The sequence below is a fragment of the Flexivirga oryzae genome, from assembly GCF_014190805.1.
Lineage (GTDB): Bacteria > Actinomycetota > Actinomycetes > Actinomycetales > Dermatophilaceae > Flexivirga > Flexivirga oryzae.
The window spans coordinates 1,491,035-1,509,881 of record NZ_JACHVQ010000001.1 but is presented as its reverse complement, the minus strand read 5'-3'; the positions used below and the strand labels follow the sequence as shown (position 1 = coordinate 1,509,881).

General features: G+C 68.1%; 18 protein-coding genes. 4 read left to right on the top strand and 14 right to left on the bottom strand.

Annotated features, from left to right (window positions below; translation table 11 throughout):
• Window positions 1-23: 23 nt before the first annotated feature.
• From FHU39_RS06930 to coaE, 8 genes are all read right to left on the bottom strand, one after another.
• Window positions 24-1,448, bottom strand: a complete 1,425-nt coding sequence (locus FHU39_RS06930) for an MFS transporter (protein WP_183319668.1) — start codon at window positions 1,446-1,448, stop codon at window positions 24-26.
• Window positions 1,441-1,878, bottom strand: a complete 438-nt coding sequence (locus tag FHU39_RS24100; RefSeq protein WP_183319667.1) for a MarR family transcriptional regulator — start codon at window positions 1,876-1,878, stop codon at window positions 1,441-1,443. Before FHU39_RS24100 ends, FHU39_RS06930 begins: the two co-directional genes overlap by 8 nt.
• A gap of 21 nt (window positions 1,879-1,899) precedes the next feature.
• Window positions 1,900-3,102: a chloride channel protein gene (locus tag FHU39_RS06920; protein ID WP_183319666.1), complete on the bottom strand. Its 1,203-nt coding sequence runs from the start codon at window positions 3,100-3,102 to the stop codon at window positions 1,900-1,902.
• A gap of 35 nt (window positions 3,103-3,137) precedes the next feature.
• The gene (locus tag FHU39_RS06915) at window positions 3,138-4,214 is read right to left on the bottom strand and encodes an ABC transporter ATP-binding protein (RefSeq protein ID WP_183319665.1); all 1,077 of its coding nucleotides are present in this window, start codon (window positions 4,212-4,214) and stop codon (window positions 3,138-3,140) included.
• Window positions 4,215-4,217: 3 nt separating this feature from the next.
• Complete coding sequence (locus FHU39_RS06910) at window positions 4,218-5,528, bottom strand: ABC transporter substrate-binding protein (protein WP_183319664.1); 1,311 nt, start codon at window positions 5,526-5,528, stop codon at window positions 4,218-4,220.
• A gap of 32 nt (window positions 5,529-5,560) precedes the next feature.
• Window positions 5,561-6,460, bottom strand: coding sequence for a carbohydrate ABC transporter permease (locus FHU39_RS06905; RefSeq protein WP_183319663.1), 900 nt, complete (start codon window positions 6,458-6,460; stop codon window positions 5,561-5,563).
• Window positions 6,457-7,416 carry a carbohydrate ABC transporter permease gene (locus FHU39_RS06900; protein ID WP_343065766.1) on the bottom strand — a complete coding sequence of 320 codons (960 nt, stop codon included), beginning with the start codon at window positions 7,414-7,416 and terminating at the stop codon, window positions 6,457-6,459. Before FHU39_RS06900 ends, FHU39_RS06905 begins: the two co-directional genes overlap by 4 nt.
• A 145-nt stretch (window positions 7,417-7,561) precedes the next feature.
• Window positions 7,562-8,464: a dephospho-CoA kinase gene (coaE, locus tag FHU39_RS06895; RefSeq protein WP_183319662.1), complete on the bottom strand. Its 903-nt coding sequence runs from the start codon at window positions 8,462-8,464 to the stop codon at window positions 7,562-7,564.
• 104 nt (window positions 8,465-8,568) lie between these two features.
• Between coaE and FHU39_RS06890 the strand changes: the two genes are divergently transcribed.
• Complete coding sequence (locus tag FHU39_RS06890; protein ID WP_183319661.1) at window positions 8,569-8,913, top strand: carboxymuconolactone decarboxylase family protein; 345 nt, start codon at window positions 8,569-8,571, stop codon at window positions 8,911-8,913.
• Window positions 8,914-8,933: 20 nt separating this feature from the next.
• Here FHU39_RS06890 and FHU39_RS06885 read toward each other — a convergent pair whose 3' ends face one another.
• Window positions 8,934-9,521, bottom strand: coding sequence for a TetR/AcrR family transcriptional regulator (locus tag FHU39_RS06885; RefSeq protein WP_183319660.1), 588 nt, complete (start codon window positions 9,519-9,521; stop codon window positions 8,934-8,936).
• 68 nt (window positions 9,522-9,589) lie between these two features.
• Here FHU39_RS06885 and FHU39_RS06880 point away from each other — a divergent pair, with 68 nt between their 5' ends.
• Window positions 9,590-10,135, top strand: a complete 546-nt coding sequence (locus FHU39_RS06880; RefSeq protein ID WP_183319659.1) for a hypothetical protein — start codon at window positions 9,590-9,592, stop codon at window positions 10,133-10,135.
• Between the two features lie 258 nt (window positions 10,136-10,393).
• Here the strand turns inward: FHU39_RS06880 and rpsA are convergent, their stop codons facing one another.
• The gene (rpsA, locus tag FHU39_RS06875) at window positions 10,394-11,878 is read right to left on the bottom strand and encodes a 30S ribosomal protein S1 (RefSeq protein WP_183319658.1); all 1,485 of its coding nucleotides are present in this window, start codon (window positions 11,876-11,878) and stop codon (window positions 10,394-10,396) included.
• 213 nt (window positions 11,879-12,091) lie between these two features.
• Between rpsA and FHU39_RS06870 the strand changes: the two genes are divergently transcribed.
• Window positions 12,092-12,898, top strand: coding sequence for a class I SAM-dependent methyltransferase (locus FHU39_RS06870; protein WP_183319657.1), 807 nt, complete (start codon window positions 12,092-12,094; stop codon window positions 12,896-12,898).
• Window positions 12,899-12,964: 66 nt separating this feature from the next.
• On the opposite strand, the gene FHU39_RS06865 is transcribed toward FHU39_RS06870, so the two are convergent.
• Together FHU39_RS06865 and speB are read right to left on the bottom strand one after the other, a co-directional pair.
• Window positions 12,965-14,383, bottom strand: a complete 1,419-nt coding sequence (locus tag FHU39_RS06865) for a purine-cytosine permease family protein (protein ID WP_183319656.1) — start codon at window positions 14,381-14,383, stop codon at window positions 12,965-12,967.
• Window positions 14,380-15,381, bottom strand: coding sequence for an agmatinase (gene speB / locus FHU39_RS06860; RefSeq protein ID WP_343065765.1), 1,002 nt, complete (start codon window positions 15,379-15,381; stop codon window positions 14,380-14,382). The genes FHU39_RS06865 and speB overlap by 4 nt, the downstream gene beginning before the upstream one ends.
• Window positions 15,382-15,623: 242 nt before the next feature.
• Here speB and FHU39_RS06855 point away from each other — a divergent pair, with 242 nt between their 5' ends.
• A complete protein-coding gene (locus tag FHU39_RS06855) occupies window positions 15,624-17,027 on the top strand; it encodes a helix-turn-helix domain-containing protein (RefSeq protein WP_183319654.1) in 1,404 nt (467 codons plus the stop codon).
• A gap of 19 nt (window positions 17,028-17,046) precedes the next feature.
• Here FHU39_RS06855 and pgfA read toward each other — a convergent pair whose 3' ends face one another.
• Complete coding sequence (gene pgfA, locus FHU39_RS06850; RefSeq protein WP_183319653.1) at window positions 17,047-18,132, bottom strand: cell envelope lipid trafficking protein PgfA; 1,086 nt, start codon at window positions 18,130-18,132, stop codon at window positions 17,047-17,049.
• 63 nt (window positions 18,133-18,195) lie between these two features.
• Window positions 18,196-18,771 carry a D-glycero-alpha-D-manno-heptose-1,7-bisphosphate 7-phosphatase gene (locus FHU39_RS06845; RefSeq protein WP_183319652.1) on the bottom strand — a complete coding sequence of 192 codons (576 nt, stop codon included), beginning with the start codon at window positions 18,769-18,771 and terminating at the stop codon, window positions 18,196-18,198.
• Window positions 18,772-18,847 lie beyond the last annotated feature (76 nt).

Here is an 18,847-nt window from a genome sequence, read left to right as displayed (position 1 = left end):
GCCGGAACGGCCGCTGCAGGGGCTCAGGAGCTGCCCAGCTCGACGGCCACCCGCTGCCCCGAGCGCAACGCCACTCCGCCGGTGAGGACGAAGCCGAGCAGGAACAGCACCACCGCGCACGCCAGCATGACGACCCACGCGGGATGCGTCGCGACGGCCAGGCCATGGGTCATGTCCCCGTGCATGTGCCCGAACGCGATCGCGGGTAGCACTGCAACGCCGAGCGATCCGCCGACCTGGCGGCTGGTGGAGGCGATAGCCGCCGCAACGCCCGCCTGCTGCCGCGGCATACCCGCCATCGCGGAGTTCGTGATGGGAGCGTTGAGCATGCCGAAGCCGATGCCGAAGAGCAGGTAGGCGACACCGAGGTAGACCAGACTCGTGGTGTTGTCGATCCGCAGCAACATCACCGCACTGAGACCGATGCCGAGACCGGAGATGCACATCGGCACGCGCACCCCGTGGTCGCCGACGATGCGACCCGACACGGGTGCGAACAACGCGACCGACACCGCCATGGGCAACGTCATCAGCCCGGCGTGCAGCGCCGACATGCCCCGAACGTCCTGCAGATACAGCGTGTTCAGGAAGAGGAAGCCGGCCATCGCGCAGAACCCGACCACCGCGGAGACCACCGCTCCGCTGAACGGGATGCTCCGGAAGAACCGCGGATCGAGCAGCGGCTCCTCCCGGTGCAGCTCCCAGCCGATCAACGCGGCAACCGCAACCACGGTCAGCGCGAAACACGCCACGATCACGATCGAGCCCCAGCCCTGCGAACCGCCTTCGATGATCGCGTAGGTGACCGCCGCCAACATCACGATCACCAGGCCCTGCGCCACGGGGTCCAGGCGGCGCACCCGATCGGCACGCGACTCGGGCACGAACAGCTGAGTCAGCAGCACGGCGGCGACGACGACTGGAACGTTGATCCAGAAGATCGCGCGCCAGCCGATGCCGGCGACCAACGCGCCACCGATCACCGGACCGAGCGCCATGGACAGTCCGATGACGCCACCCCACATGCCGATCGCCTGCGCGCGTTCGCGAGGATCGCGGAATGTATTGGTGATGATGGACATCGCGACCGGGTTGAGCATCGACCCACCGACGGCCTGCAGCATCCGAGCGCCGATCAGCAGACCCGGGCTGAGTGCCAGGGAACAGCAGATCGACCCGATGCCGAAGAGCACCAGCCCGATCTGGAACACCCGTCGGCGACCGAGCCGGTCACCGGTCGATCCGGAGAGCATCAGCAGACTGGCCAGCACCAGCGTGTAGGCATCGATGACCCATTGCAGTTGTGAGTCGCTGGCTCCCAGTTGCCGTCCGATCGACGGAATGGCCAGGTTCACGCCGGTGGAGTCGATGCCGACGATGAACAGGCTCATGCAGCAGATCGCCAGCACCCCGAAGCGGCGGCCGCGCGAGAGTTCGACATCAGGCATGCTCGCTCGCCTCCCGCATCTTCTCGATCAGTCGGGTCAGTTCACGGCGCTCGCTCAGCGTGAGGGTCGACACCGGGGGTGGTATGACGTCCGCGGCCGACCGCAGACCCTCGAGGAGGCCTCGGCCGGCACCGGTGATGCGCACCAGCTTGCGGCGGCCGTCACCCGGATCCGTGACACGCTCGACATACCCCCGGCCGACCAGATCGGTCACCAGCACCGACGCGGCCGGTGCGTCGATGTCCATGCGCTCGGCGAGCTCGCCCTGGGACATCGGCTCCCGCTCGACCCGGCGCAGCACGCGATAGCCGTTCCACGGCATACCACCCGTGCGGTCCTGCAACAGATCCCGGACCAGCCACTTGTTGTCCATCACCAGCGCCGCCAGGTTCAGCCAGACACCGACCGGCGTGGTTTTAGTTGGTTGCACACAACTATTATAGACGCACAACTATTTTCGCGCCGGCCACCACCTGTTCGTCAACCACACACCGCAGACGGCGATGGCAACAGGGGCCCACAGTGCCGGCGGTGACTGGGATATCTCGAGCATGAACGCGCCGGCCATGACCGGCGCCCGTTGGGTCGTGGCGAGCATCGCGGCGGCGCCGACCATGGCGCACACGATCATCGTCACCCCGCCCTGCGTGTGCCCGAGCAACACGGCGACCAACGCACCGAGCGAACCGCCGGTGGCCATGGACGGCGTGATCAGGCCGCCGACCAGGCCGCCTCGCAGGCAGAGGGCCGTCACCAGAGGCTTGGCGATGAGCAGGGCCACCAGGACACCCGCCGACAGGCCGCCCCGGCCGACCAGGGCCTCCAACACGCTCTTGCCGTTGCCGGTCACCCCGGGCAGGACCATGGCGACCGCACCGACCACCGCCATCGCGCCCGTGACGTGCAGCGGAAGGACGCGGGTCGGCCGCTGTGGACCGCCGCGCCGCGCCACGTCCATCAGCCGGACGAAACCTCGCCCGGCAACCGTGCAGATCGGCCCCGCGAGCACGGCCCAGAGCCAGACGCCCGGCGCAGTGGTGTGGGTGCCGAGTTGGTAGATCGCGCTGCGGCCCACCACCGGCCATGCCACGACGACGGCGATGCACGAAGACAGCCCAGCAGCCGAGATCGCCACGTAATCGACTGTCGCCAGGACGATCTCGACCGTGAACAGTCCGCCCGCCACTGGAGCGTTGTAGAGCGCCGCGAGGCCGGCACCTGCCGCGCAGCCGAGCAGGACGCGCCGGTGCTGCGCGTCCAGGCCGAGCCGTGCACTGATCACCTCGGCCAGCGCCGCGGCTAACTGGCGCGGCGCACCTTCTCTGCCCAACGAGGCACCCGCGCCGACCGCCACGATCTGCGTCACCGCGTCCAACGTGGTCGACCGGAGCGGGAGGCGAGCCGGTGGATCAGCCAGCGCGGTCCGGACCGTCACCACGTCGAACCGCCGGCGCAGCTGCCACCACGCGACGCCGACGACGCCACCGGCGACCGCCATACCGAGCAGGCGACGCAGTGGCGGCGCCTCCCGGACCTCCTGGGCGAACGAGGTACCCACGACCCCGAACACCGCGTGCTGCGTGAGGTGCAGCAACAAGGTGAGCAGCGCACCGCTGACGCCCGCGACCACACCGACCACGAGGATCGCGAGCACGAACCGACCCGTGACCCGCAGGTTGGTCGTCGGCGTCAGAGCCGATCGCCCGTAGCTGCGTCGAAGACGTGCACCTCCTCGGCGGCCGGAGTGACCCGCACGATGTCACCGACCTCGGGGCGGTGCTTCTTGTCGGTGCGCACGGTGAGCCGTGGCGCGTCACCGCCCACCTCCGGCTCGCCGTACACGAAGACTTCCGCACCGAGCGACTCGACCATGTCGACCTTGAGCGCGACGCCGTCCTTGTGGAGTGCGTCGCTGATGGTCCACGACTCGGGCCGGACACCGATCGTCACGCGTTCCGCCGAACCTCCCTGTTCGCGCTCCAACGGCACTGAAGCACCGAAGAATTCGGCTCGTCCGTCGCGGACTCCGGCGTCGATGAGGTTGATCGCCGGCGAGCCGATGAAACCCGCGACGAACGTGTTGCGGGGACGGTCGTAGAGCTCCTCCGGTGTGTCGACCTGTTGCAGCACCCCGTCCTGCAGCACGGCGACACGGTGTCCCATCGTCATCGCCTCGGTCTGGTCGTGCGTCACGTAGACCGTGGTGACCCCGAGACGCCGCTGCAGCGCGGCGATCTGGGCGCGCGTCGAGACCCGCAGCTTCGCGTCCAGGTTGGACAGCGGCTCGTCCATGCAGAACACCTTCGGGTTGCGCACGATCGCGCGACCCATCGCCACACGCTGCCGCTGGCCGCCGGACATCTGCCCCGGTTTGCGTTTCAGCAACGGGGCGAGTTCCAGGATCTCGGCTGCCTCCACGACGCGTTGGTGCGCCTCGGCCTTGCCCATACCGGCGTTGCGCAGGGCGAACGCCATGTTCTCCTCGGCGCTCATGTTCGGGTAGAGGGCGTAACTCTGGAACACCATCGCCACGTCCCGGTCCCGCGGCCGCACGCCCTTCTGGTCGTGCCCGTCGATCAGCACCCGGCCCTTGTCGACCGGCTCCAGGCCGGCGAGCATCCGCAGCGTGGTCGACTTCCCACAACCGGACGGCCCGACCAGCACCAGGAATTCGCCGTCCTGGATGTCCAGCGTCACGCGGTCCACCGACGGCTTCGAATTGCCCTTGTGCAGTCGGGTCGCCCCGTCGAAATACACCGATGCCATCGGTCAGGCCTTGAGCTTCGGCTTCACCTGCGAGTTGTACGACTTGGTGATGGTCGCGTCGAGCGCCTTCATCGTCGACTCGACGTCCGAACCCGCGACGATCTTGTCCAGCGCCTGGCCGATGTCCGCCCCACCGCCGGGCACGAAGACCCGGGCGTAGTCCTGCGGCCGGGTCTTCGGCAGCTGGTTGACGGCAACCTTGAAGTTGGGGTTCTTCTTCAGGTAGGCCACCTCGTCCGGCAGCTTCAGTGCCGACTTGCGCACCGGCATGTATCCGGTCGCCTGGGTGAACAGCACGGTGTTCTCGGGGTTGGTCAGGAACTCCACGAACTTCGCGGCGTTCGCCTGACGCGCCGCGGAGATGCCGGAGGGTATGGCGACGCCGGCGCCACCCGTCGGGCAGCACTTCTTCCCGCCCGGGGCGGGGACGAACCCGGCTCCCAGTTCGAACTTGAGGTCGGTGAGCCCGCCGAGGTTTCCGGTGGACTCCAGCAGGACTGCGCCCAGGCCGGCACCGAAGTCGCTCGCCGAGTCCGCCGAGGTCTTCACGTAACCGTTCTTCGCCCAGCCCTGCAGCACCTTGGCGGCCTTGACCGTGTTCGGGTCGGTGAAGGTCGGCTTCCATCCCTTGGAGTAGCCGCCGCCGTACGTCCACGCGATGGACTGGAAGGTCCAGTCCAGGTAGTCGGCTCCGTCGTCGAGGATCAGCGCGTGCTTGCCGCTGCCCATGGCGGCGTTCAGCTTCGGCGCCCACTGGGTGAACTCGTCCCACGACTTCGGCGAGCGGTCCGGCAGGCCGGCCTTCTTGAAGGCGTCCTTGTTGTACATGAACAGCACCGTCGAGCGGGCGTAGGGAATCGCGTAGTGCTTGCCGTCGTACTGGTAGTCGGCGTAGAGGCCGTCGACGTAGTCGTCGGTGGACAGCCCGTGCTTCTTGAACAGGGCGCCGATGTCGACGAAGCGGTTGTTGAGCGCGAAGTTGAACCAGGTGACGTCGGAGGTGACGATCACGTCCGGCAGGTTGCCACCGGCGAGCGCGGCGTTGAACTTCTGCCCGACCTCTTCGTAGTCCTTACCGGCGTCGGTCAGCTTGACCTTCAGGTCCGGGTACTTCTTCTCGAAGGCGGCGATGATCTTCTTCTCGACGGCGGTCGAGGTGCCCGGGTGGTTGCTCCAGAAGTCGATGGTGTTGGAGTCGCCGCCGCCACCCTTGTCGGACGAGTCCGAGCCGGTGCCGGCGCAGGCCGCCAGACCGGTGGCCAGTGCCGCGCCACCCGCTGCTCCGACGAGCCCGCGGCGTGTCAGGTTGGACATGAGTTTCTCCTTTGTGTTGTGCGTCAAGGGGTTCAGCCCTTGACCGCGCCGGCCGTGAGGCCCTTGATCATGTGTCGTTGAAGTGCGAGGAAGACGATCAGCACCGGGAGCATGGCGAGCACCGTTGCCGCCATGACCGGTCCCCAGTTGGTGATGCCGTCGGTGTTCTGCAGGTGGGTCAGCCCGATCGGCAGGGTGCCGGTGCGGCTGTCGTCGGACATCAGGAACGGCCACAGGTATTCGTTCCACTCGTTGACGACGGTGATGATCGAGAACGCGATCAGCGTCGGCCAGGACATCGGGAGCACGACGCGCCAGAGCATCTTCAGCGGTCCGGCACCGTCGAGGCGGGCCGCCTCGATGATCTCGCCCGGGACCGAGAGGAACTGGTTGCGCATCAGGAAGGTGCCGAACGCGACCCCTGCCAGCGGCAGGATGATCCCCTGGTAGGTGTTGCGCCAGCCCAGCTGGCTGACCAGCGCGTAGTTGGAGATCACGGTGATCTGGTTGGGGACCATGAGGGCCGCGATGATGATCAGGAACAGCAGGTTGCGGCCGGGGAAACGCAGCAGTGACAAGGCGTATGCACTGATGACGCCGAGGATGATCTTGGCGATCGACAGGATGGCGGTGATGATGACCGAGTTGCGGAAGTAGTGCCAGAACTCGATCTGGGTGGTCGCCGAGTGGTAGCCGTCGGTGGTGGGGTGCGCCGGCAACCACTGCGCCGGCTGCGTGTAGATGTCCGGTCGCTCCTTGAACGACGTGATCACGATCCAGAACAGCGGCGCGGCAACGAGCAGGAACACCAGGAACATCGCGACGTAGCCGGCGAGCTGCATCCCGATGCCGCCGAAGCTGGCCGCCTCGGCGTTGTGTGCACCGGTCGGCTGCTCGTCGACGTCGACTCCGGTCACTGCTTGATCGGTCATGACTGCTTCATCCCCCGATCCATCACTCGCACTTGAATCACGGTGATGATCAACAAGATCACGAACATGATGCTGGCGATCGTCGCGCCATACCCCGCCTTGCTGTTGACGAACGTCTCTCGATAGACCTGGTAGACCAGCGTCGTCGTGCCGTAGCCCTGCGGGCCACCGCGCGTCATGACGTTGATGATGTCGAAGACCTGCACGGAGTTCAGCAGCACCGTGATCGACAGGAAGAAGGTCGTCGGCCGCAGCTGCGGCAGCAGCACCTTGTAGAAGCGTCGCCAGGGGGAGGCACCGTCGATCTCCGCCGCCTCGTCGAGGTCCGCCCGGCGGCCCTGGAGCGCCGCGAGGTAGATCACGAACGTGTAGCCGAGGTTCTTCCAGATGTAGGTGGTGGTCACCATCACCAGCGCCCACCCCGGCTGCTGATAGAAGTCCGGAACCCCGATGCCGACCCGGTGCAGGATGTCGCGCAACATGCCGAAGTTGGGGTCGAACACGAACTGGAACGCGATGCCGACCGCTGCACCCGAGATGACGAACGGTGCGAAGATCGTGGACCGCACCAGGTTGCGCCCGTACAGCTTCTGGTCCAGCAACATGGCCAGGGCCAGGCCGAGCGCCATCGAGATGCCGACCGCACAGACGGTGAAGATCAGGGTGTTGATCAGCACCTCGTGCGAGTTCGGATCGTGCCACCAGGTCTTGTAGTTGGCGAACCCGATGTAGTGCGCGACCGGTGCCGCGATGTTCCAGTCCGTGAAGGACAGCCGGAAGTCGTCGAGCAGCGGCCGGTAGGTGAAGATCACCAGCAGCACCAGGTTGGGCAGCAACAGCGCCGCGGCGAGCAGCCACTCGCCGTACGGCCGGCCACTGCGCCGTGGGGGCGGCCCGATCGGCTCCGGCGGCCCCGTACGGGGTGCGGAGGGAGCAGTCGGTTGCGAGGCCGTCACGGACGCAGACTTTCCTCGACGATGCGGAACACGGCCTGAACACTAGTGGCACGTGGGCTGACGTGGGGGTAACTATCCCGCGACACGACCGAACTGTTACTTGGTTACATCCGTCCGCCGCGTCGCCGGCACTCCGGTGGCGCCCTCAGCCGGCGGTGTCCCGCAGGGACAGCCGCAACGGGGCAGCCGGGTCGCACGCGGTGAAGTCGGTCGCGCCCGGTGCGCCCACGAAACCGGCCGCGAGCAGCGCCCGGCGCAGGCTGTCGCCGACCGCCGGCGCCGGGGCGAGGCGCACCTCGATGGTGTCGCTGCCCGTCGTCCCCAGTTGCCCGATGTGGTCGCCGAGACCTGCGAAGTCCAGCTGCCGCCGGACCCGTGCAACGGCCCTGGCCGCTGCAGGTCCATCGACGGCCCGAGTGCCGGGCTGCGCTCCCCTGCCTGCCAGCAGGTTGTCGTTGTATGGCGAAAGCCGTTCGCGCCACAACGTTTCCACCCGTTCGAGCAGTTCGTCATGTGTGCCGTTGTTCTCCAGCAACACGTCCGCGACGGCATACCGCTGCTCGTCGGTGGCCTGCGCGCCGATCCGGGCCGCTGCCTCCTGCTCCGTCATACCCCGATCACGGCCCAGCCGCGCGGCACGGATGTGTTCGGCGGTGTCCACGATGACGGTCAGGTGGTGGTCCGCCGCGAGGTCGCCCTCGACCAGCAACGGCACGTCGTGCACGACGATCGCCTCGCGTGGCGCCGCAGCGCGCCGCCGCGCGGTTTCGTCCCGCACGAGCGGATGGATGATCGCCTCCAGGTCCCGGCGCGCGCTCCGGTCGGCGAACACGACGGCACCGAGCGCAGGGCGATCCAGCGCGCCGTCCGAGGACAGCAGCCCCGGCCCGAAGCGCTCGACGACCGCCGCGAGGCCGGGCGTGTCGGGAGCGACGACGTCGCGCGCGATCAGGTCCGCGTCGATCACCACCGCGCCGAGTTCGATCAGCCGCGCCGACACGGTCGATTTCCCGGAGCCGATGCCGCCGCTGAGTCCCACGTAGAGCACGCCGTGACTCTAGTGCGGCGCCGCACCGACCGGGCCCGCGGATCGCCCGATCGCCCCGGGTCCTAATTTGGGGAGGTCAGCATTCTTCCCGAAGGAGCGCCATCATGGCCGACAGCCTGTACGAACCCGCCACCCGTGAGATCGACCAGCGCCGCAAGGAGCTGGCACCCGGGCCGTATGACGCGTTCCGCGAGTTCAGCAAGGCCGTCTTCGCCGAGGGGGCACTCGACGAGAAGACCAAGCAGCTGATCGCCGTCGCGGTCGCCCACACGACCCAGTGCCCGTACTGCATCGACGGGCACACCAAGCTCGCCAAGCGCCGGGGCGCGACGGCCGAGGAGATCATGGAGGCGGTCTGGGTGGCCGCCGAGATGCGGGCAGGGGGCGCCTACGCGCACTCGACCCTCGCGCTGCGCGCCATCGGGGAGACCGAGCCGCACCAGCACTGAGGCGCCGCCGCCGGCCGCTGTCACCGGCCGGCGGCGAGCTCCGCCAGGTGGGTCCGCAACGCAGCCCTCATGCGCGCCGCCGACAGCCGCGGTCGCAGCGTCCCGTGCAGCGCCAGTCCGTCGGTCAGGGCGTGCAGCCGGTCCGTCTCGGCCGGTATGTCGAGTGCCCGCCCGGACAACTCCGCGACGACGAGCACGCACGACTCCATCAGTCCGTGCAGACCGGTGTTCACCTCCCGCCAGATGGCACCGAGCTCCGGGTCCGTGTGCGCCGCGACCGCCAGGGCCAGCCACACCTCCGATTCGACGCGACGGGCGGAGTCCAGCGGGAGGATCTCCTCCAGCAGCCGCGCTACGCCGTCCAGGTCCGTGGCCCGGCTCCCCTGCCGCTCGATGCGGACCCGCACCCGGGCGGACAAGGTCGTCATCGCGAAGCCGATCAACTCCTGCTGGGTCCTGAAGTAGTGCCGGATCGAACCCGGTGACCAGCCCGCCTCCTGGGCGACCGTGCGCACCGACAGGCCCGCGTAACCGTCACGCGCGACGACCCGCATGACGGCGTCGACGATCTCCTCGCGGCGCGCGTCGTGGTCGACCAACTTCGGCATACAATCTTTTTATCACACGACTGTGTTATTTTAGGTATCAACACACTCGTGTGAAATAAGGTGATCCCATGCTTCTCGCAGTGATCGTCGCGTGCGAGATCGGCTTCTGGCTCTTCCTGCTCGCCGGGCTCAGCTGCCGGTACCTGCTGCACCGCAACCGTGCGTCCGCGGTGCTGCTGGCACTCGCCCCGGCGGTCGACCTCGTCCTCCTGGTCGCCTCGGTGCTCGACCTGCGGCGCGGCGGGACCGCGTCACCGGCACACGCCCTGGCCGCGATCTACATCGGCGTCTCCGTCGGGTTCGGGCGGCGGATGCTGCACTGGGCCGACGTCCGTTTCGCCCACCGTTTCGCGGGCGGCCCGCGCCCACCGAAGAAGCCGAAGTACGGTGCGGCGCGGGCGGCATACGAACGCTCGGGGTGGTACGCGCACCTGCTGGCGTACGTCGTGGGCGCCGCCCTGCTGGGCCTGGCCATCGTCGCCATCCACGACGCCGACCGCACCGCGGCGCTGTCCAGCGCGCTGGAGTTCTGGACGCTCGTGCTGGCGATCGATGCGGCGATCTCGTTCAGCTACACGGTCTTCCCGAAGAAGACGCCGGTGTCGCGCGCCTGAGGCGGACCCGCCGTCCCCAACCCTCGACCGTCGGCACTACGGGACGCCATCGGCCGCGTCCGCCGTCCCCAGCCCACGACCGTCGGCACTTCGGGACACCATCGGCCGCGTCCGCCGTCCCCAACCCTCGACCGTCGGCACTTCGGGACGAGGTTGGCGCAGTGGAGCCGCTTCCCGCTGGTATGCCGAAAGCCCCTGGAACCAGGTGGTTCCAGGGGCTTTCGATCGCTTCGGCTACGCCGCGCGGTCACACACCGCTCAGTTGCCGGTGAGCTTCTCGCGCAGGGCGGCCAGCGCCTCGTCGGAAGCCAGCGTGCCCTCGGCCGGGGCGGCCGGGGTGCTGCTGCTGCTGGACGAGCTGCCGCTGTCGCTGGACTCCGAGGAGTAGGACGTGGCGCCGGTGGCAGCGGTGGCCGCGGCCTCGGCGTCGTCCTTGCGAGCCTGCTCAATCTGCGCCTGGTGCGCCTCGTAGCGGGCGTGCGCCTCGGCGTACTGCTTCTCCCACTTCTCGCGCTGGGTCTCGAAGCCCTCGAGCCATTCGCCGGACTCCGCGTCGAAGCCCTCGGGGTACTTGTAGTTGCCCTGCTCGTCGTACTCCGCGGCCATGCCGTAGAGGGTCGGGTCGAACTCGGTCGCGGCGGCGGCCTCGTCGTTGGCCTGCTTGAGGCTCAGCGAGATGCGTCGACGCTCCAGGTCGATGTCGATGACCTTGACGAAGATCTCCTGGCCGACCTGGACGACCTGCTCCGGCAGCTCCACGTGGCGCTCGGCCAGCTCGGAGATGTGGACCAGGCCCTCGATGCCGTCCTCGACACGCACGAACGCGCCGAAGGGCACCAGTTTGGTGACCTTGCCCGGCACGACCTGGCCGATGGCGTGGGTGCGGGCGAAGTGCTGCCACGGGTCTTCCTGGGTCGCCTTCAGCGACAGCGAGACACGCTCGCGGTCCATGTCGACGTCCAGCACCTCGACGGTGACCTCGTCGCCGACCTCGACGACCTCGGACGGGTGGTCGATGTGCTTCCAGGACAGCTCGGACACGTGGACCAGACCGTCGACCCCGCCGAGGTCGACGAACGCACCGAAGTTGACGATGCTGCTGACCACACCGGAGCGGACCTGGCCCTTCTGCAGCTCCTTGAGGAACGTCGTGCGGACCTCGGACTGGGTCTGCTCGAGCCAGGCGCGGCGCGACAGGACCACGTTGTTGCGGTTCTTGTCGAGCTCGATGATCTTGGCCTCGATCTCCTTGCCGACGTACGGCTGGAGGTCGCGCACGCGGCGCATCTCCACCAGCGACGCCGGCAGGAAGCCGCGCAGACCGATGTCGAGGATGAGGCCGCCCTTGACGACCTCGATGACGGTGCCGGTGACGACGCCGTCCTCCTCCTTGATCTGCTCGATGGTGCCCCAGGCGCGCTCGTACTGCGCACGCTTCTTGGAGAGGATGAGGCGGCCTTCCTTGTCCTCCTTCTGGAGGACCAGAGCCTCGACCTCATCTCCGACCGCCACGACCTCGCTCGGGTCGACGTCGTGTTTGATGGACAACTCACGCGAGGGGATGACGCCCTCGGTCTTGTAGCCGATGTCGAGCAGGACCTCGTCCCGGTCGACCTTGACGATGACACCGTCAACGATGTCGCCGTCATTGAAGTGCTTGATCGTCGCGTCGATCGCGGCGAGCAACTCCTCCTCGGACCCGATGTCGTTGATGGCGATCGGGGAGGTGGTGGTGGCAGTCATGTAGTAGGAAACCTTCGGTGGACAGTAGATATGGACAATGTGTTGGAATGGCGGCCGGCAACTGACCTCAAGTCAGCGGTGCCGGCGCGTCAATCGGCGAGAAACCCCGCCGTCGACGCTCTGCCGAGATGGAACCCCTCACACGCACATGCGTGCGCGCTGCAATCTTATCGGCCCGTCCACAGGTGGGTCAAAAGGAGTCGAGGTCGAGCGATGGATGCCTTCGGAGTCGGACGCCGCACCGCGGACGCCGCCGAGACCCGCACGGCCAATCGGGGCTGGTGGGACGCGGAGGCCGTCGCCTACTACGCCGAGCACGGCGACTTCCTGGGTGACCGCGAACTCGTGTGGGGACCGGAAGGATTGACCGAGTCCGAGCTCGGCCTGCTCGGGTCGCTGTCGGGCCGGGACGTGCTCGAGATCGGGTCCGGTGCGGCGCAGGGCGGCCGGTATGCCGCGGCGCGCGGCGCCCGGGTCGTGTCGACCGACCTGTCCGCGGGCATGCTCCGGCAGGCTGCCGCGATCGACGCGCGAGCCGGTGCGCTGCTGCCGCTCGCGCAGTGCGACGCGACCGCGCTGCCCTTCCCGGGGGCGACGTTCGACCTCGTCTTCACGGCGTACGGCGCCGTCCCGTTCGTGGCCGACAGCGCCGCGGTCATGGCCGAGGCGACGCGCGTGTTGCGGCCCGGCGGGCGGTTCGTCTTCTCCACCACCCACCCGATCCGGTGGGCCTTCCCCGATGCACCCGGCCCGGAGGGCCTGGTGGCCGACCGCTCCTACTTCGACCGCACGCCCTACGTCGAGGAGGGCGACGACGGCACGGCGACGTATGTCGAGCATCACCGGACCCTCGGCGACCGGGTGCGCGAGATCGCCGGAGCCGGGCTGACCCTGGTCGACCTGGTCGAGCCCGAGTGGCCGGCCCGCAACACGGCGGTCTGGGGCGGCTGGTCCCCCACCCGCGGCCGGATCATCCCCGGTACGGCGATCTTCGTCGCCGAGAAACCCGTCGACCACTGAGAACGGGTCCGGCCGCGCGGCTCGGGGCGGCGCGGCCAGACCCGGTGCGGCCAGACCTGGTGCGGCTCAGCGCGGTGCGGCAGGCACCCCGGAGGTTTCCGGGTCGACCGTGATGACCTCGCTGTTGTGCATGAATACCCCGTACAGGACCGCGGACACGATGAGACCGAGTGCCCAGGAGATGTCGGCGCCGTGCAGTCGGGCGACCATGGGTCCGGTGTAGAAAGTGGTGCTCATGAACGGGATCTCCACCGCAATGGCCAACAGGTACGCCACGAGCGCCTGCCAACTGAACAGACCGTACATGCCGCGCGGATTGAAGATTTCGGCGATGTTGTAGTGCTCTTTCCGGATCAGATAGAAATCGACCAGATTGATCGCCGTCCACGGAATGATGAAATAGGCGAGGAAGAGGATGAAATTCTCGAAATTGTCCATGAAATTGCCGCGGCCGGCAACGGCGATCGCCGTGGACACCAGCGCGACGGCGATGGTGTAGATCGCGCGGGTGGTCGGGCGCACCCCGTGGGTCCGGGTCGCCGTGGCGATCGTCGTCCACGACGTGAAGGCGCCATACAGGTTCAGCACGTTCACGGCGACGATGCCGAGGATGATCATGATCGAGAAGGCCCAGTGGGTGCCCGCCGGCGCGAGGTCGACGATGAAGGAGACCGAGCCGCCGTCGAACGCCTTCGCGGCGACCGCGGCGGCGACACAGCCGAAACCGATCATCCACACCGAGCTGATCGAGCACCCGGCGTAACTCCACCAGAAGACCTTCGCGCTCGACGTGCTCTCGGGCAGATAGCGCGAGTAGTCCGCGACGTACGGTGCGTAGGTCAGCACCCAGGTCGCGGCGATCGCGATACCGAGGCCGAACGTGCCCGCCGACAGGTGCCCCGTGGTCCACACGGCCCCCACGTCGTGCTTCACGAACAGCATGATGGTCAGGTACACGAAGCCGAGGCCGCTGAGCAGGCTGACCCACCTCTCGAGCCGGTGGATCAACCGGTACCCGAAGATCGCGATCACGGTGCACACCGCCGAGACCACGATGATCGAGGGGGTCACCCCGACCGGTGACGCCCCGGCCAGGGCCTGGCCGCCGAGCACACTGCTGCTGGCGAAGAATCCGATGTACATCAGCAGCACGATGACGATGGGCAGGATCGCACCGTAGAAGCCGAACTGCGCACGGCTCTGGATCATCTGCGGGATCCCCAGTTTCGGACCCTGGGCCGAGTGCAGGGCCATGAACACGGTGCCGATCGCGATGCCGATGACGTCGGCCACGATGGCCCACACGAGCGGGAGCCCGATCACCACGAGTAGTGCCCCGGTGACGATCGCGGTGACCTGCATGTTGGCCGCGAACCAGACGTTGAACAGGCTGCGCGGCTCGCCGTGCCGCTCGTCGTGCGGAATGAAGTCGATACTGCGCCGTTCCACCGACAACGTGCTCTCGGGCGCGACCTGCTTGCTCATGATGTCTTCCGTTCACTCGTGACGTCCGCCCCGGCCTGGTGCTGGAGGCTCATGATCGTGACCAGTTCGTAGATGAGGTTCGCGGCGGCGACCCCGGTGATCTCGGCGTGGTCGTAGGCCGGCGCGACCTCCACCACGTCCGCGCCCACCAGGCGCAGCTCCCGCAGCCCGCGGACGATCTCCAGCAACTCCCGCGACGTCAGCCCGCCCGCCTCGGGTGTCCCGGTACCGGGAGCATGTGCCGGGTCCAGCACGTCGATGTCGATCGAGATGTATGCCGGAGCGTCCCCCACTCGCTCCCTGATCATGTCGATCACGGCGTCCACGCCGATGCGGTCCAGGTCGCGACAGGAGATCGCGGTGAATCCGAGGTCCGCGTCCTCGGCGAGGTCGCTGCGGTCGTACAGCGATCCGCGGATCCCGACGTGCGCGGAGTTGCCCTTCACGATCAGGCCCTCCTCCGAGGCGCGGCGAAAGGGCGACCCGTGCGTCAAGGGTTCGCCGAAATAGGTGTCCCAGGTGTCCAGGTGCGAGTCGAAGTGCACCAGCCCGATGGGTCCGTGCTCGGCGCTCAGCGCACGCAACACCGGTAACGCGACGGAGTGGTCGCCGCCCATGATGACCGGCCGCCGCCCGCCGCGGATCACCTCGGAGACGCCGCTCTCGACCTCATCGAGCGCGGCCTGGATGTTGAACGGGTTGCAGGCGATGTCACCGGCGTCCACCACCTGCGCCACACGGAACGGGGCACAGTCCAGTGCCGGGTTGTAGGGACGCAGCAGCCGCGACGCCTGCCGGATGTGCGACGGGCCGAACCGCGCACCGGGCCGGTACGTGACCGCCGAGTCGAACGGCACACCGACGACCGAGATGTCGAACGCGTCGACGTCTTCGGCACGAGGTAATCGCGCGAACGTCGTGAAGCCGGCGAATCGTGGTACCTGTGTTCCGTCGACCTGCCCGACGATTCCGTGGTGCAGGACTCTGCGTTCGTTCACCATTGTCTCGTTTCGTGTTGGAAGTGTCGCGTGCGAACCGCGATATGGAATGCGCTGCCGTGCGAATGTCACGTCACCCCGGAAACGAGAATGTGCACACATCGCCGGTGGTCGATGAACTGCGATCCAAGCAGCACCGACAAGCGGCAGCAATAGCCTCGGCAAGACCTGCAATCGATGGACACCCTGGCGACCCGCTGGTGTAGATTCGTACACCACGACTCGGAGCCGGGACGGGACACATGACGCCACCAGCGACGCCTTCCGGGGCGGGCATCACCCCGGTCGGCCCCACCCTGACGGAGCTGGTCGACGCATCGCAGCTGCGGCTGCACTGGGTCGGCGGCGAGTCCACTGCCGGGCAGCGGCACGTCCGCTGGGCGCACAGCACCGAGCTCGCCGATCCCTCGCCGTACCTCAAGGGGGACGAACTGGTCTGCACGGTCGGTGCCGGACTGACCGATGCCCCCAGCTGCGAACGATTCGTCGACGCGCTCCTCGCCGCCCACGCCGCCGGGCTGTGCTTCGGCATCGGCGACGCGCACCCGGCGGTACCCCCGGATCTCATCCGGGCCTGTGCCCGACACGAGCTGCCGCTGCTCGCAGCACCACCGGGAGCGCCGTTCGAGGCCGTCGCCGAGTTCGTCGTCGAGCGGCAGGTCGCCCTCGAGGCCGGCCGCACCGAGCAGGCGGGCAAGCTCCAGGCACGTCTCCTGGCGGACCTGCGGATCGGTGCCGGGACCGAAGAGTTGATCGCGATCGTCCAGGACGAACTCGACGGTGAGATCACCCTGGCCGACTCCGGATCGCCGGCCGCTACCGGCGCGGCCGTCACCACCGCTCTGAGCAGCGGGCAGGTGCTGACCTGGGCGGTCACCCCCTCGACGTGGGCGCACCAGACGCTCGAGCAGGTCGCCCGCATCGTCGACGTCGCCGCCCACGAGCGAGATGTCGAGGCCACCTATCGGTGGGAGCGCGTCGGACAGCTGGTGATGCTGGTCGGGGACCGGCTCGCGCTACCGCAGAGCCTCCTCCCGTTCCTGGCCGAGGCGGGTGTCCGTCGGGACGGGATCGTGGCGTCGGCATGGCCGTCCGGTGCGGCGGCACTGCTCGCCCACAAGCTGCCCGATGCCCTGATCGGCCAGACCAGCACGCTCACCGTCGCGCTGACGAACTCCACCGCAGCGGTGCGCACGGCGGCCGAGAGTCTCTCCCTCGCCTGCGGTCACGGCAACGCACTGCCGTTGGACGACGTGGGTCGCAGCATCACCCAGGCCCGCGCGGCCCTGCTGCTCGCACAACGCGTCGGCCGCACGACCGGGCCGGCCGAGCTGACGACCCTGGAGGGCCTGCTGGTGCAACAACCACCGCAGCTGTTGCGGCCGTTCGTCGATGAACTCGTCGCACCGATCCGTGCACTGAACGCTCGGGAGCAGCCGACCTACCTCGACACCCTTCGCCGGTTCGTACGCAACGGTGGGAGCGTTCAGCAGACCGCTGCCGAGTGCTACATGCACGTCAACACCGTCCGCAAGCGGATGCAGCGGATCCACGAGGCCACCGGACGGGACCCGCTCGACTTCCAGGACCGCGCCGCGCTCGCCATCGCGCTGTGGGCATACGACCGCACTCGCCCTCAGCAGTGAGGGCGCGTGCCTGCGCCGCTCAGGCGTCGTCCGTGCCGAGGCGCGCGGTCGCGTCCTCGTCCGCGCCGTCCAACAGACCCGAGACGCCGCCCTGTGTCTCGTCGTCGGCCTCGTCGTCATCCGCCTCGTCGTAGTCCGCGTCCGTGTCCTCGTCCGCGGCATGGTGGCGGCCGCCCTCACCGCCGCGCCCCAGCAGCAGGGCCATCAGCACCCCGCCGATGAGCAGCAGCAGGCCGAGGATGCCCAGGATCCACGGTGCGAGCTTGAGCGCCTTCAGTTGCGAGGCCTTGCCCTTGTAGTCGTCGACGTTCTGCTTGACGGTCGCGTCGTTGAAGGTCGACGTGGTCTTGAGCACCTGGACCGACTTGTTCGTCTTGGGGTTGGTCAGCCACTGCTGCTGCGCCTCGCGCACCTTGATGAACGCGCCGGTCTGGGGCTCGACCCAGATGGTGCGGTCGTTGGCGTAGGTGTACTTCGCCTTCACGCCCGGGCTGCTCTTCGGCTGTCCGAAGAGGAACCCCGGGGTGTCCTTGATCGGCTGGGTCGCCAGCGTCTGCCGCGGCACGCTGCCCTCGAAGCGGTAGACGGTCAGGCCGTCGATCTTCTCGGTGCCGGCATACTTCATCGACATCGACTTCTCGATCGAACCGTCCCAGTAGGGGTAGGTCGTCTTCTCGGTGCCGAACGGGAACTTCACCGTGTAACCGGTGTGCTTGATCGCCTTGCCGTTCTCCTGGTCGCCGCTCCAGTCGATGACCTTGCCCGTGTGCCGGTTGACGGCGAACTTCTCGGTCGACGCGGTCTGCGGGGTCTTCGTCTGCGGGATGCTGGAGTACTGCCACTTGCTGAAGATGACCGCGTTGTGGCCGAAGCTCTCGCTCGCGTCCTTCTGCGCGACGGCACCCACCGTCGTGGTGAGCGTGGTGTCGCGCTGGAACTTCAGGGTCCCCGCGTCGAAGATGTAGGCGTTCTTGTCGACGGCGACCTGCCTGGAGTTCTGGTCGAGTGGGATGACCGCCAGCTTGTCGAAGGCATAGAACTTCAACAGGAGCGCCATCGTGATGAAGAAGGCGCCGAATCCGATCACGATTGCGGATTTCCGCACGGTCTCAACCTCCGGTTGTGAGCTGGAACTTACCGGACAGTAGCATCAACCGTGCGAGTTGTGTCACACACGCGTTGCGTGGCCGCGAAACAATTCTGCGACAAAAGCATCGAGCGACGTCCCCGGCGCGCCGACCAGCACCGATCCGACCCCTCCGGCGCCGGCTGCTGCTGCGTCCGTCGGCTGGTCCCCGAGCAGCACGGTCCGACCCGCACGGGCCCACGACGCCCGGCGCAGGGCCTCGCGGATCAGCCCGGCGCGCGGCTTGCGGCAGTCGCACGTGTCCTTCTCGTGCGGGCACACCTGCACCGCGTCCAGTCGCGCGTCCCGCCGCCCCAGCTCCCCGATCAGCCGTCGGTGCACGGCCAGCAACTGCGTCCTGCTGAGTTCACCGCGAGCGAGTCCGCGTTGGTTGGTGATCAGCACGACCGCGCAGCCGGCCCGGTTGCACGCCCGGACCGCCTCGACCGCACCCGGCAGCAGCACCAGGTCGTCGGGGTCGGTCACGTAACCGGGGCGCCGCACGTTGAGGGTGCCGTCCCGGTCCAGCAGCACCAGGTCGTACGGCGCGCCGCCCGCACCCGCGGGACGCGGGATCGGCATACGGCTCTCCCCCAGCAGCTCGGCGTCGCTCAGCACCGGCGCACCCACTCCTGCGTCGTTCCCGCTCCTGTCGTCACTTCCTCGCGGGTGCTGGCCGCATCGGCGCAGGCGG

What these genes read in the sequence shown, in the direction of transcription:
- FHU39_RS06865 (WP_183319656.1), bottom strand. Translation starts at nt 14,383, where the DNA reads ATGAGCAAGCAGGTCGCGCCCGAGAGCACGTTGTCGGTGGAACGGCGC.
- FHU39_RS06855 (WP_183319654.1), top strand. Translation starts at nt 15,624, where the DNA reads ATGACGCCACCAGCGACGCCTTCCGGGGCGGGCATCACCCCGGTCGGC.
- FHU39_RS06915 (WP_183319665.1), bottom strand. Translation starts at nt 4,214, where the DNA reads ATGGCATCGGTGTATTTCGACGGGGCGACCCGACTGCACAAGGGCAAT.
- FHU39_RS06905 (WP_183319663.1), bottom strand. Translation starts at nt 6,460, where the DNA reads ATGACCGATCAAGCAGTGACCGGAGTCGACGTCGACGAGCAGCCGACC.
- FHU39_RS06910 (WP_183319664.1), bottom strand. Translation starts at nt 5,528, where the DNA reads ATGTCCAACCTGACACGCCGCGGGCTCGTCGGAGCAGCGGGTGGCGCG.
- FHU39_RS06870 (WP_183319657.1), top strand. Translation starts at nt 12,092, where the DNA reads ATGGATGCCTTCGGAGTCGGACGCCGCACCGCGGACGCCGCCGAGACC.
- FHU39_RS06930 (WP_183319668.1), bottom strand. Translation starts at nt 1,448, where the DNA reads ATGCCTGATGTCGAACTCTCGCGCGGCCGCCGCTTCGGGGTGCTGGCG.
- FHU39_RS06885 (WP_183319660.1), bottom strand. Translation starts at nt 9,521, where the DNA reads ATGCCGAAGTTGGTCGACCACGACGCGCGCCGCGAGGAGATCGTCGAC.
- FHU39_RS06880 (WP_183319659.1), top strand. Translation starts at nt 9,590, where the DNA reads ATGCTTCTCGCAGTGATCGTCGCGTGCGAGATCGGCTTCTGGCTCTTC.
- FHU39_RS06890 (WP_183319661.1), top strand. Translation starts at nt 8,569, where the DNA reads ATGGCCGACAGCCTGTACGAACCCGCCACCCGTGAGATCGACCAGCGC.
- rpsA (WP_183319658.1), bottom strand. Translation starts at nt 11,878, where the DNA reads ATGACTGCCACCACCACCTCCCCGATCGCCATCAACGACATCGGGTCC.